This window comes from Agitococcus lubricus (genome assembly GCF_003051055.1).
GTDB classification, from domain to species: Bacteria; Pseudomonadota; Gammaproteobacteria; order Pseudomonadales; family Moraxellaceae; genus Agitococcus; species Agitococcus lubricus.
This window is the reverse complement of sequence record NZ_QAON01000030.1, coordinates 1-12,912: the sequence shown is the minus strand read 5'-3', so window position 1 is coordinate 12,912 and position 12,912 is coordinate 1. Positions and strand designations below refer to the sequence as shown.

General features: G+C 43.6%; 13 protein-coding genes. 4 read left to right on the top strand and 9 right to left on the bottom strand.

The annotated features are described in order from the left end of the window. Nucleotides 1–44 precede the first annotated feature (44 nt). On the bottom strand, nt 45–1,103 hold the full coding sequence (locus tag C8N29_RS15735; RefSeq protein ID WP_146164488.1) for an FAD-binding oxidoreductase: 1,059 nt from the start codon (nt 1,101–1,103) through the stop codon (nt 45–47). A 443-nt stretch (nt 1,104–1,546) separates the two neighbouring features. Between C8N29_RS15735 and C8N29_RS15730 the strand changes: the two genes are divergently transcribed. Both C8N29_RS15730 and C8N29_RS15725 read left to right on the top strand, forming a co-directional pair. Continuing rightward, nucleotides 1,547–2,446, top strand: coding sequence for a metal-dependent hydrolase (locus C8N29_RS15730; RefSeq protein WP_107867023.1), 900 nt, complete (start codon nt 1,547–1,549; stop codon nt 2,444–2,446). Between the two features lie 302 nt (nt 2,447–2,748). Beyond that, nucleotides 2,749–4,143: an aldehyde dehydrogenase family protein gene (locus C8N29_RS15725; protein WP_107867022.1), complete on the top strand. Its 1,395-nt coding sequence runs from the start codon at nt 2,749–2,751 to the stop codon at nt 4,141–4,143. A gap of 67 nt (nt 4,144–4,210) precedes the next feature. On the opposite strand, the gene C8N29_RS15720 is transcribed toward C8N29_RS15725, so the two are convergent. The 7 genes from C8N29_RS15720 to C8N29_RS15690 all read right to left on the bottom strand — a co-directional run bounded on the left by C8N29_RS15720 (nt 4,211) and on the right by C8N29_RS15690 (nt 8,857). After that, entirely contained in the window at nt 4,211–5,182 is a 972-nt protein-coding gene (locus tag C8N29_RS15720) for a putative solute-binding protein (protein WP_107867021.1), read from the bottom strand. 299 nt (nt 5,183–5,481) lie between these two features. Further along, nucleotides 5,482–5,709 (bottom strand): hypothetical protein, encoded by a 228-nt coding sequence (locus C8N29_RS15715; protein ID WP_107867020.1) that lies wholly within the window; start codon nt 5,707–5,709, stop codon nt 5,482–5,484. A gap of 144 nt (nt 5,710–5,853) precedes the next feature. Then, nucleotides 5,854–6,264 carry a PaaI family thioesterase gene (locus tag C8N29_RS15710; protein WP_107867019.1) on the bottom strand — a complete coding sequence of 137 codons (411 nt, stop codon included), beginning with the start codon at nt 6,262–6,264 and terminating at the stop codon, nt 5,854–5,856. Next, nucleotides 6,264–6,701: a PaaI family thioesterase gene (locus C8N29_RS15705; RefSeq protein ID WP_107867018.1), complete on the bottom strand. Its 438-nt coding sequence runs from the start codon at nt 6,699–6,701 to the stop codon at nt 6,264–6,266. The genes C8N29_RS15710 and C8N29_RS15705 overlap by 1 nt, the downstream gene beginning before the upstream one ends. Then, a complete protein-coding gene (locus C8N29_RS15700) occupies nt 6,698–7,186 on the bottom strand; it encodes a PaaI family thioesterase (RefSeq protein ID WP_239987196.1) in 489 nt (162 codons plus the stop codon). Before C8N29_RS15700 ends, C8N29_RS15705 begins: the two co-directional genes overlap by 4 nt. Before the next feature lie 25 nt (nt 7,187–7,211). After that, nucleotides 7,212–8,204, bottom strand: a complete 993-nt coding sequence (locus C8N29_RS15695; RefSeq protein WP_107867017.1) for a BtrH N-terminal domain-containing protein — start codon at nt 8,202–8,204, stop codon at nt 7,212–7,214. Next, on the bottom strand, nt 8,201–8,857 hold the full coding sequence (locus tag C8N29_RS15690) for a TetR/AcrR family transcriptional regulator (RefSeq protein WP_107867016.1): 657 nt from the start codon (nt 8,855–8,857) through the stop codon (nt 8,201–8,203). Before C8N29_RS15690 ends, C8N29_RS15695 begins: the two co-directional genes overlap by 4 nt. Before the next feature lie 406 nt (nt 8,858–9,263). Here C8N29_RS15690 and C8N29_RS15685 point away from each other — a divergent pair, with 406 nt between their 5' ends. Both C8N29_RS15685 and C8N29_RS15680 read left to right on the top strand, forming a co-directional pair. Next, entirely contained in the window at nt 9,264–10,853 is a 1,590-nt protein-coding gene (locus tag C8N29_RS15685) for a GMC family oxidoreductase (RefSeq protein ID WP_204509377.1), read from the top strand. A 74-nt stretch (nt 10,854–10,927) separates the two neighbouring features. Further along, on the top strand, nt 10,928–11,803 hold the full coding sequence (locus tag C8N29_RS15680; protein ID WP_239987195.1) for an alpha/beta fold hydrolase: 876 nt from the start codon (nt 10,928–10,930) through the stop codon (nt 11,801–11,803). A gap of 357 nt (nt 11,804–12,160) precedes the next feature. Here C8N29_RS15680 and C8N29_RS15675 read toward each other — a convergent pair whose 3' ends face one another. Further along, nucleotides 12,161–12,676 carry an SRPBCC family protein gene (locus C8N29_RS15675; protein ID WP_107867013.1) on the bottom strand — a complete coding sequence of 172 codons (516 nt, stop codon included), beginning with the start codon at nt 12,674–12,676 and terminating at the stop codon, nt 12,161–12,163. Nucleotides 12,677–12,912: the final 236 nt, after the last annotated feature.

Sequence of the window (12,912 nt, the reverse complement as noted above, 5' to 3'; positions counted from 1 at the left end):
AAAACCTATGATTAGATTAGTTGTTTTGATAGTGATATTTTCGCCTATTTGATAGCACAGATGGCACTTTTTACACGAACGTGGTAACTACCCCATGCTAGACCTGACTCTAATAAAGTCTCACTAGGTTTTGACTGGCCTTTCCATGTCTTGCCATTGACATGAATGATTAAGGCTTGTGGTGCATAGGAAAGTGCATTCTTGTGTGTGGGTGCTGGAGTAAAGCGTTCTTGGTGAATGTGTTTGGCAAGCATACCGCGACTGAGTAATTCAGCACGAACACCCTCCATCATCGGTTCTGGTCCACACATATACACAGCACTGTCGTTGATGTTAAGTGTGGCTAAATGGTCTAATTCTTGAGCAAACGTGGATCGGTCTAAACGTCCTTTGCCGCCTTTCCAGCCCGCAGCAGGTGTTTCAAGTACATGACGTATTGTCAAACGATCACTGTATTGTTTTTGAAGCCGTTTAAATTCGTCAAAAAAAATGGCCTCTTCTTTTGAACGATTACCATATAGCAAGTGAATGGTGCTTTCGGACTCAATAGCCAATACACTTTTGCAGATAGACATGAGCGGCGTAATTCCACTGCCACCACCAATCAATAAAATATGGCGTTTTTGGGTGCTGTCAGGCAACAGTACAAACGTACCCGATGGCCCAAATACGCGCAATAACGTCCCTTCTAAAACATGGTCGTTGATCCAATTAGACACTAAGCCGTCTTGAACGCGCTTAATGGTAATAGTGACCGTGTGTGCTTCAGTACTAGCACTCGAAATAGAGTACGCTCGACGATATTCTACGCCATCAATGGTAGCAATCACGGTATAAAACATGCCTGGCACAAACTGAATGGTGTGTTTATCTTGGCGAGACATAACCAAACTGACTGTATCTGCGGTTTCTCGTATCACGCGCACCACTTGCATAATGTCAGGGTGCATCATTTCAGAAGAGGAGGCCGATGAACCCACAACAGGTGTTATGTCATACGCTCTAAATGTTTTTTTAGCACGTTGCTGGGGAGACCCCATTTTATTAGTCAGCATTTTTTGTAAGTCAACGACTAGAAGACTCAGCTTACGCAGTAATGACAAATTGGCATCCCCCTATCACAGTATTGAGATATAGATTGTTAGACAATAACGACTTGCTTATCTCTAATCGTAGTTTAAATGCATTATTTGGTCAATTGACCAAGTGTAAATCTTTTACAAAATGAGCACGGCTTTTTTGACACGTTAAAAAGCATGAGAAATCTGCCACACGTGCAAGTCTGGCCTGAAATGATAAAAAATGGCCTAGAAAACACTGGTATTTGGTCGGCAGACCAAATACAGTGATGCTGAAGTAAAATGACCCAGCATCTTGACAAACGCAGTTTACGTTTTACGGACTTGGCCATTTACCAATCCATTTACCAATGGTCGAAACCACCATTGTGACTGCCAATTTTGGCGTGAATCCTTGTCTACTGCTATGCGCCTTTAATTAATAGCTATGGCGCAAAAAGTAAGCATCATTTAAGGAGTATTACCCTATGAATACACTCTCGACTACCCCGAAACAACGAAAACTATCTGGCGCAACGGTAGGCATCCCACCTCGTCAAATGAGTTTTGTACAACCCAAAGATGCTCCACGCTATTTTTATGCCGATAATGCCACCGCCACACTGTTTTTTGCCATGCTTTCTGGTTTTTTTCCACCAGGTGAGCGGTTTTTCATGGAGTCTGTGCGTCATTTTCGTGAACTGATTACCGATGAGACGTTAAAAGCGCAGGTATCAGGTTTTATGGGGCAAGAAGCCATTCATGGCCGTGAGCATGATCGTCTCAATGAGCTGTTTACAATGAACGGCTTTGATATGACCATTCCTGAGCGCACGGTTAAAATAGGGTTAAGCCTTCTTGAAAAGTTGCCTGCCAGCACCCAGTTGGCTGCAACCACCTTTATGGAGCATTTTACCGCGTCGTTGGCCGAACGTTTATTGACAGACGAGCAATTTTGCAGTCGAGCCGATGCCGAAATGATTAAAATATGGCAGTGGCACGCGTTAGAAGAGTTAGAGCACAAATCTGTGTCGTATGATGTTTATAACGTGGTTGGCAATAGCCATCTCGAACGCTTAGTTGTCTGCGGCTTGTCTGTGGCCGTGTTAGTACCCGTATTGGCCGTGAGCTGGGGTTGGATGGTGGCTAAAGAGGGGAAATTAGGCAATGTGGGCGATAATTTAAAGGGCTTAAATATGCTGTTTGGCAAAAAAGGGTTTGTCTCTGGTATTTTACCCCAAATGCCTCTGTTTGGTCGCAAAAATTTCCACCCAAAAAAACATGACACTACGGCGCTAGAAGAACTGTGGCGCGATAAACTATTTGGTGAAAATGGACAGTTACGCACCGAATTTAAAAATTATGAGGCCGTTATGGCAGTAGCTTAAGTACTAAGACTTACTCACGTTCAGAGTGTAGTCGAATGACAATGCGTAAGTCCTAAGTACATAAACGTAAGTTTGTTTGTATTTCCGTTCGCACTGAGCTTGTCGAAGTGTTCTGTACCAATGGTTCGACAGGCTCACCATAAACGGTAAAATTTTTGTTTGGGTACTTATCATAAATATACTATACTCAACGGAAATGAAAGTACTGGGTTTTAATTTTAAAAAATCAAATAAATTCAGTATATTACAAAATTATTTTTCAGTACCTTGAAGTTCAATGAGTATATTAAGTGAACCCTAGTATGAACGATGCTATCCAAGCGGCCTTTGCCGCGCAATTGCCTACAGCATTGCGTTTGCGACAATCCACGTTAGCAGAACGCAAAAGCAAAATTCGTCAACTACGTGATGCAGTGCTGGCACATCAAGCGGAGATTATTCAGGCAGGTTGGGATGATTTTCGTAAACCTGCTACCGAAGTTGAGCTTACCGAAATTTTACCTGTGGTTGCTGAGGCTAATGACGCACTACGCAAACTAAAATCATGGATGAAACCCGTAAAGGTATGGCCTTCACGGATGATGCTAGGCACAGTGAGTCATGTGCAATATCAACCGAAAGGCCGTTGCCTAATTATTTCGCCGTGGAATTATCCTGTTAATTTAAGTTTTGGACCACTGATTTCGGCGATTTCCGCTGGGAATACGGTCATTATTAAACCCTCTGAAATGACTCCCCATGCCTCCGCTATCATTAGTAAAATTATCCGCGAAGTGTTTAACGCCAGTGAAGTGACTGTGATTGAAGGTGATGCATCCATAGCGACCGCGCTACTAGCCCTGCCGTTTGACCATATCTTTTTTACGGGCTCGCCTGCCATTGGTAAAGTCGTTATGGCAGCAGCAGCACGCAATTTAACCAGTGTCACCTTGGAGTTAGGAGGAAAGTCACCGACGATTGTGGATGCCAGTGCAGATATTGAACTGGCGGCAAAAAATATTTTATGGGCAAAATTTACCAATAATGGCCAAACCTGTATTGCACCAGATTATATTTATGTTCATGCTCAAGTCAAACAAGCCTTTATTGCCGCATGTCAGCGTACACTTACCGCAGTTTATGGCGCGCAGCCACAACAAAGCGAGTGCTTGGCGCGTGTTGTCAATCAGCGTCATACAGCACGCCTCGAAGGTTTATTAAACGATGCACGTGAAGAAGGCGCAAATATTATTATAGGAGGCGTGGTCGATGCGAAGGATTGTTTTATTGCCCCTACACTCATTGACGGCGTGACGGTTGATTCACGCATTATGCAAGAAGAGATTTTTGGGCCACTTTTGCCTATTATCAAGTACACTGACCTTGATGAAATAATCACACACATTAATTCTCAGCCCAAACCTTTGGCTTTATATGTTTGGAGCAAAACGCCTGCTGTTATTCATCAGCTCATGACACAAACTTCTTCAGGTGGAGCATGTATTAATCATTGTGTCGTTCAGTTTTTGCATGGAAACTTGCCATTTGGCGGGGTTAACCATTCAGGTATGGGGAGTGCACACGGCCATTATGGCTTTAAAGCATTTTCACATGAACGTGCAGTTGTCAAAACACGAATCATGTTAGCGAAAATGTTTTTCCCTCCTTACACGCCATTTACACGTAAACTCATTTCGATTTTTTTAAAAACAGTCTAATGGGTAATGGATTTAGGACTTATTGCACCATCATAAGTCCTAGTCCTATTTAATTCAGGTCAAAAAACTATTCGTCTTTTAATGCACATTCAAAACTTGAGGGCTCATGTTTGCAGCGTACCCGCTTTAACAAACCGAGCATTTTTTTATCGTAAATACCATTTGTCATTAACGTAATACGTGATTCGCGCATTAATTTGATATAGCCAGGTTTATCTGTTTCGAGAACATCCACCCAGTACTTTTCAGCAATATCTTTTTCTGTTTTCACAATATTTTTCAGAGCACTGTCAATGTGTGTTGCAATATACTCACGACTTTTTTGACCAAATCCTGTAGGAAATGCAGCTCTGTTGATGATGATGTTCCCTGTAATTTGAATAATAGGAAAACGGATAATGGCACCTTTTGTACCTAAGCCTTTGTATAGTTCTAAAGGCTTAATAGCCATTGCTGGGGCGGCAATAATATCGACCTGACCGTTATTAAATTTACCTGCAAAATTAGTAATATCAGCAGAGACAGGTTGTGCACCAATTTTTTGTACCATAATAGCTTGTGATTTATCATAGTCGAATACAGCGATTTTTTTGCCAGCAATCTTTGGCAAGTTATTAATAGAACGATCATTGACCAACAAATAAGCGGCACCTAAAGGAGTTACCCCAACAACCTCATATGGTCCGTTGACCATACTGCTGCTGATTTTAGGTGAGCTCAACAACCCCAACACATCACGCATCTGAGCATAGGTTGTAATTGCGCCAATAGAGTCGATACTGCCTGTAAACGCGTTAAATTGACGGCCGCGCATTCCTGTTAGGCTAAGGCCGTCACACTGACCCGCTTTGAAATCCTCGGCTGCAATACGCTCATCAGTGTAAGATTTTAGTTCAATGTCTGCTCCCCATTTGGTGGCCTCTAAGCGGTAGTCTTTCATCATGGCGTAGACATCGCCGCCTGCACCCAATAAGTCGAATACACACATGGTCTGTTTTGCTTCAGCCTCTGAATTAAGCAGTATTCCAAGAGCAAACATGGGTATGGCACCTGTAAAACAGTTGATGCGTAAAAGATTTTTTTTTTCATATTTTTCTCTGTAGTTAAGGTTTCATATTGAAACGTTGTAAAAAATTATTAAGTACAATGCCGTTATAAGCACTAAAGTATAAATTTAATCATAGCTGAACGAAGTCGACGTGTTATCTACTAATGGTTCGAGCCCCGTAGGAAATCTCCTTGGGGGACAGGCTCACCATGAACGGTGAAACTTTTGTGTAGGTACTTATCCGTGGATTTAGCGTTTCTTCATCGAAGCTAGTTTTACGCGGGCAGCGTTTATTTTTGCTCTTGTCTCTGGAGTTCTGCCGCCACTCGCGCGGTAAAAACCCTAAAGATTGAAGAAACAAACTCTGGCTGCTGCAAAGGCTGACGAAATAACAAAAAAATCTGCCCCATCGACTGACCGTGTGCGTCAGCTATACGTCGGCCAATGTAGGCTTCCGCACCTAACTCCGCTAATTTATGCGCACATGGATAGTTTTTAGTCGCATCCGATAATACCACCCACTCTCATTGGCACAGAACACTTTGACAAGCTCAGTGTGAACGGGAAATTCAAACAAATTTTCGCGCAGATACTTAGAGGCTAATACAATAGAATCTTCATGCGTTTGCTATTCATCAAGCAACACTCGCTAAGACAAAAAGTTACACAATACGATAAATCATAGAGCCATTGGCGATTTCTCTGCTCGTGGCTTCTTCGCTAATAATGACATGACAAAAAATCAATTCTTTACCACGTTTGGACACTGTGGCGGTAGCAATAATGTCTATTCCTTGTGCGGCAGCTACATAATTAGTGGTCAGTGTGACCGTGGACGCTTTCATACCTTTCTCAGGATCATGCCCTGACCAAGCTGCCAGTGCGCCTGTTAAATCTAACAAACTACTGATTGCACCGCCATGAAAGGCATTGCCTCCACCCACTAATTCAGGCTTAAAGGGTAAACGCACGACGGCACTATTTGGCGATACTGTCACTATCTCAATACCAAGCAATTGCTGAAAGGGAACTTTCGGATAAAAATCAATTAGCGAACTTATCAAGGCATTCATTATTGTACTTCCTTAGTGTTTGGTAAGTGAGCGACGGGAAAAATAAATCGTCCAATACAGACTTGTTTGCCTGTTAGGAGTATCTCAACTGATAGCGTAGCCATACGGCGACCCACGCGTATAATGTGTGGGATGGCTTGTAACTCCCCCGAAAAAGTCGGGCGCATATAGTCAAAGGTCATGGTTGAGCAAATCGGCAATGTGGTAAAGCGACAGTGCTTGGCCAAATGTACAGCAGCGACAAGCTCACCAAAACTAGCCAAAATACCGCCATGCACGGTGCCAATGAGTGGGTTGCCAATGTGCTCGGTACGCGAAGACATAAAATAGTGTGTTTCGCCTGCAATATCGCGCTCTTCAATCCCCAAAAAACGATGGAATGGCTCATTAAGTAAGGATGCGTGTTGAACTGTAGGATTGGAGGATAGATTACTCATGCTTTTGGCTCTGATAAGTTTTGGTCAAACGACGGCCCCATGGTGCCAATAGCAAATGAACCCGTGACGGTTGCAATGGGCTTTGCGTGTCCATCAGCAAAAGCTTGACCTGTAATAAATGCCGATGTATCCGTGCGGCCAACATAATCAACAACGGCTGTTAATCCTGTTGCAGGCGGAATTTCTGCTAAAAAATCAACACGCAAATCAATGGTAGCAATGGGTTCCATTGATTTTAAAGCGGAAAAAATAGATAAACCACAACAGGTATCTAACAAGGTGACCATCATGCCACGATGCAATGCACCCCGATGATCTGCCAGCATGTCTAAAAAAGGCATACTCATTTCGCCATGTCCATCTTTGGCATCTTTAACATGAATAGCACATAGACTAAACAAAGGATGATGCGGGCCAAAAAATGCTTTTACCATGAATTCGGGATTAATCTCGCTTTCGGTGAGGGAGGTCACAGGAAGTGTCATAATTTTAGATTCCTACAAAAATGAATTAAAGGCGTAGTGCCGCGCTAACATACTGTTGTTCAGTGGCTTTTACCGAACGAATACATTCAGCAAGCGCATCCATGGGGAATTCACTCGCTTCAGAAGCCGCTTTAAGCAACATGGCTAAATCACACCATGCCTGCGCACAGGCTTGCATTAGGATAGGTAAACGACAATCCTCAATACGTGGCACATACCTAGCGGCTTCTGATAAAAACTCGGCATACATGGTGCGAAACCCGCCCCCACCCGTACCACGCTTTTCAATAACCTGATAGGCAAAACGTGTAGTCCACCGCCAATCGCCTGTGGACTGCCAGCGCGGCAAATCGCTAATCCACGTATCCAGTGCTGTTAAACCATTCAACGGATTGCTCTCATCCTGTAATGTGTAGGCATTGGCGTGAATAGCAGCGGTGAGCATTTCTGGGGTAATGGTGGTTTGTAATGACGCGGGGGCAAATTGACTACCATAATGAACAAATGGGGGAGATGTTGAAAATCGTGCTTGTTCTAGGGCATGCGCCGTAACGGTTAAGGCAGTGGGGCGTTCGGTGTCAGTGACCCATATATCGCCCGTGCTGGCCATTTGCCATGCGACAATAGCGTGACCGGGAAAGTGTGTTTTACTTGCAAAATAAGGTAAATAATAAATATCTGTCAGTAACAGTGCGGGACGATGCGCGGCCAAATGTTGTTCAAGTGAGGCTGAGGCCGCTTGGGGAGTATCAAACTCCGTCCACGCAAACGGCACACCAATGCGTGCAAAAAATTCGGCTTCGTAGCCCATAGAGCGGACATGAACAATAAAAGGTGTTTGGGTATTAGGTAACTCTAGATAGGTGATGCCCAAACCAGAACCTAGGCCAAAACACATGGCCTCTGATAAGGTAATACCATGAAAATCCATGAGATCACGAATAGCCGAACTGCCACAATGCCGCCCTGCGATATGCGGCACAGAAGGAGGTGTAAAAATATCATTAGGTTGATTCATGAGATTTGCTCTTGATGTAAAATAGATTCATAATTTTTTGCAGTCTTAAGATGTTCATCGGCCAAGATACCGCGTGTGAGCATTTGCCAAATAGCATCGCCTATTTGATCTAAACTGTATTTACCTTCAGCTTGATACCAAGTAGCAACCCAATTCACTGCGCCAAGACCAATAAGACGAATTAAATTAATATCAATGCCTTCACGGATATATTGTTTGACTCTTAGGTTCTCTAAAATAGCCTGCCAACAGCGTTCATAGCGATCACGTTCCGCCACAATTTGAGTGTGCGCTGTGCCGTGCAGTGAGCGCCATTCAAACAGCAACACATAGACCATGTCGTTACCTGACATTAAAATATTGACGTGCGCACGCATTGCTGCACGCAGTTTTTCTAAAGGGTCATCTATACTCACGGTGGCATCCACGATACCAGAAGTAATTCTCTCAATGGCTAAGCGCATCATGTCAACGAGAATGTCATCTTTGGCACGATAGCGGTAGTGCAAACTCCCTGGCAACATACCGCAGGCTTTTGAAATTTCGCGCAGGCTGGTGCGCTCAAAACCTTTTTCACGAAACAGTGCTGCTGAAATGGTAAGTACTTTTTCACGATCGGCAAAATCAACCAAAGAAATCTCTTGGTTTGACATAAATAGTTCCTACTTTTCTATGAAATTGAGCGTTTATTATAATAGAACCCAGTCTCATATGAGCAGTCATTCTGTATGCTATCAATACAAACCTTAAAGCTAACAGCCACATTAGCTCCTACATAGTTTGTGATTGAGTGGTGTCCCATATAAGGGTATCTGTTAAAACATCGACATCGACATTTATAACTGTTTTACCTACATCACTATTGGCCAATTGACCAAATCGTGCTATTACTATCTTGGTCAGCAGGCCAAATGTCAACCCCCAAAGACGTTAAGCTGCCAAAAATATTTTTTAACCCGCTAGCGATAGAGACGTGCGCTTGTAGGCGATAGCTGTTTTATAGAAAAAACACGTACCAATTTTTTGGTATTTTAAATCAACCAAAAAGAGTAAATGCTTGTGGATAGTTTTGATTACGTGATTGTAGGTGCAGGTTCGGCAGGTTGCGTGTTAGCTAACCGCCTGAGTAGCACGGGTAAAACCGTATGTGTGCTAGAAGCAGGGCCAGAAGATAAAAGCCCCTTAATTCATATTCCTATGGGTATTATTGGCTTAATTCGTGAGGGTTGTCATAATTGGGGCTACAATACCGAGCCTGAAGCTCACTTAAATAATCGCCGCTTGTATTGGCCTCGTGGAAAAACATTGGGGGGTAGTAGCTCTATCAATGCCATGGTGTATATACGGGGTACGCCAGCCGACTATAATCAATGGGAAGCCCAAGGCAATAAAGGGTGGGGTTGGAATGATCTTTTCCCTATTTTCAAAGCACTAGAAAATAACGAACGTGCTGCGAATTCGTGGCATGGTCAAGGCGGTGAACTCAACGTAGCGGATGTCCGCTCAATCAACCCGTTAGCGACCCGTTTTGTCAATGCCGCTGCCGAAGTTGGGCTACCTATTAATGACGACTTTAATGGAGAGACACAAACAGGGCTAGGTTATTATCAAGTCACTCAAAAGGAAGGGATGCGCTTTAGTAGTGCTAAAGCTTTTTTAACACCCGTTAAACAGCGAAGCAATTTGACCATTCTCACCGAAACACACGTCAAACGTATCGTGATTGAAAGCAAGCGCGCCGTTGGTGTCGAAGTCATCTCAAAAGGTCAGTCAAGAATAATTCACGCTCATTCAGAAGTGCTTTTATGTGGTGGTGCAGTCAACTCACCACAACTCTTATTGCTGTCAGGGATTGGGCCACGCACCGAACTCGAAAAGCTAGGTATTCCTGTGATACATGATTTAGCAGGTGTTGGCAAAAATCTGCAAGATCACTTAGATATCACGGTTATGATACGCGATAAATCTAAGCAGTCAGTGGGTATTTCTTTATTTGCGCTGCCACGCGTGTTTGTGGATGTTTTTCGTTTTATTTTTCAACGGCGTGGTTTATTGACTAGTAATATTGCGGAGTCGGGGGGGTTTATCCAGATGTCGGATGATCCTGAAGGCAGACCTAATATACAACTGCATTTTTTACCCACTTTTTTGCGCGATCATGGCCGAAAACTGACCATGGGTCACGGTTGTACCATTCATTTATGCCAGCTACGCCCTAAAAGTCGGGGTGAAATTCGTTTAAGCAGTACAGACCCCTTGGCTGCACCTCAAATTCTGGCCAATTATTTAAGTCATCCTGACGATTTATCGGTGTTAGTTGAAGGTTTTAAACGTGCTAGGCAGATATTTAAAACGAAGTCGTTTGCGGAGGTCAATGATGGCGAGGTGTTTCCAGGCGAGCAAGTTCGTAGCGATGAACAAATTATTGCTTTTATTAAAGAAAACGCCGAAACCATTTACCATCCCGTCGGAACATGCAAAATGGGTCATGATGACATGGCGGTTGTCAACGACCAATTGTGCGTACACGGTATTGCGAGTTTACGCATTGCCGATGCCTCCATTATGCCCACTTTAGTATCAGGAAATACCAATGCCCCATGTATGGTTATTGCAGAAAAATGTTTTAGAATGATGGGGTTATCGTAAGTCATCTAAAGACACATCGTTTTTGTGTGTCATTAGCAATGCGTAAGTAAATACACGAAATGAGGAGTGTTACATTGCCAAAAAAAGACGTTTATTTATCGCCAATACCGTTATTGTTTACGGGGTGTAATGGTATTTCATTAGTGGCAGATCACTATGGTTCAGCAACAGGTACGCCTGTATTGCTATTGCATGGGGGCGGACAAACACGGCATTCATGGCTGGGTACAGCGCAACGTTTAGCCCAAGCAGGCTATCGGGTAATTAGCGTAGACGCACGCGGTCATGGTGACAGTGCATGGGCAGATGATGGCGATTACAGTGCTGATACCATGGTTGGTGATTTGCGTTGTATCATTGAGCAGTTAGATGCCGCCCCTATTTTAGTCGGGGCTTCCATGGGCGGACTAACCTCGATGGTTGCTGTCGGTGAAGGACATACGCCGTCGGCGTTGGCGTTGGTGCTCGTTGATATTGCGCCACGCACAGAGGTCAGTGGTGTAGCACGTATTATTACTTTTATGAGTGCCAATCCACAGGGTTTTGCGACACTCGAAGAAGTACGTGATGCCATTGCCGCCTATAATCCTAATCGCCCACCCCCCAAAGACACTTCTGGGCTGAAAAAGAATCTACGTTTAGGTGATGATGGGCGTTATCGTTGGCACTGGGATCCGCGCTTTTTGGATTACGCGCCGACTAAAAATCAGGGTGAAACCCTAACTTCTATCGAGCGGCGTTTAGCTGCGGCGGCTAAAGTCCAGATTCCAACTTTGTTGGTGCGAGGTGCGAATAGTGATGTAGTCAGTCACGAAGGCGCGCAAGAGCTAAAAGCACTCATTCCGCATGCACAAATTGTGGACATTTCTGGCGCAGGTCACATGATTGCAGGTGATCGTAATGATGTATTTGCTGAGACCATTTTATCGTTTATTCGCGATAATTTATAGCAAGGCTATCTTAAGGCATGGTGTGTAGCCTAACAGGACTTTTGACCTCTTTGGCTGCCCATGCGAAACAGCCGCCAACCTAAACAAAAGTTTCGCCACTCGTGGTGAGCTTGTCGAACCACGGGTATTAAGCTCAGTGTAAACAAAAAACCAACAAACGTCCATATTGGTAATACAGGTAGCGGTTAGATAGGCACATTAATACGTCATTATTTTAAAGGGTAGTGGGCTCTCTTATCATGAGTGACACTTCTATCTTTTACGCGCCGCTCTAAGCCACGTATCGTATAGTAGGGCAGTGTCCATACAGGCATATCGCCAGCAAAGGCAGTACCTTCTATTTCGTAACGTGTTTGATTACCTGCTATAGGTGTTAATTTTATCGTTGCATCGTCTGTCAACATACGAATATGCGGTGGGCCTTAAGGGCAAATAATCAGATATTGCTTTTAAGCGAAAAACAACATAAGGTTTTGACGCGGTCATAGGCTCAATTTTTGTATGAATAATCACATCACGGGCGTTTTGCTTAGCATGCTGGTGATAAACTAAATAAGAGTAGAATTCAGTATCTGAGATGGTTTTCAGAAGCTTGGCTTCCTTCATCTGGAAGAACCAGTGATTATATCGCTCTACATCTAAAAAAATACGCACAAGGCGGTCTATAGGAGCATCAATGGTTGTGTTTAGTTTATAGGAGCGATACGGTTGATTTATGTCTTTTTTCTCCCATACTTCGATGTGGTGTCCAATAGCTTCATCTTTTTTTACAGGTAGCCACTCATCAGCAATGACGGCTGTCGAAGCAAAGAGACCAACAAAAGCAAACCATCTAGAAGTTTTTGCAAACAAAGGCGATTGTCGGTTCAACATTGTTTTTACTTCTCTGTTATTACGAGCATTAAGAGAGGAGTCTCTTGACGGTACAAGCGACTAACATGCTTCGTCACTCTAAAGCCAATTTCGACCCAGTACTATCTCAGTTTCTCCCCTCGGGTAAAAATGGATTTTGATAGGGTTTATAAGCCCAAACCGCCGAAAATTCTGATTTCCTAAAACATAGCCTCAATAGATTGTTTTTAGCCTAAAACCACACTTGAAACAAGTAC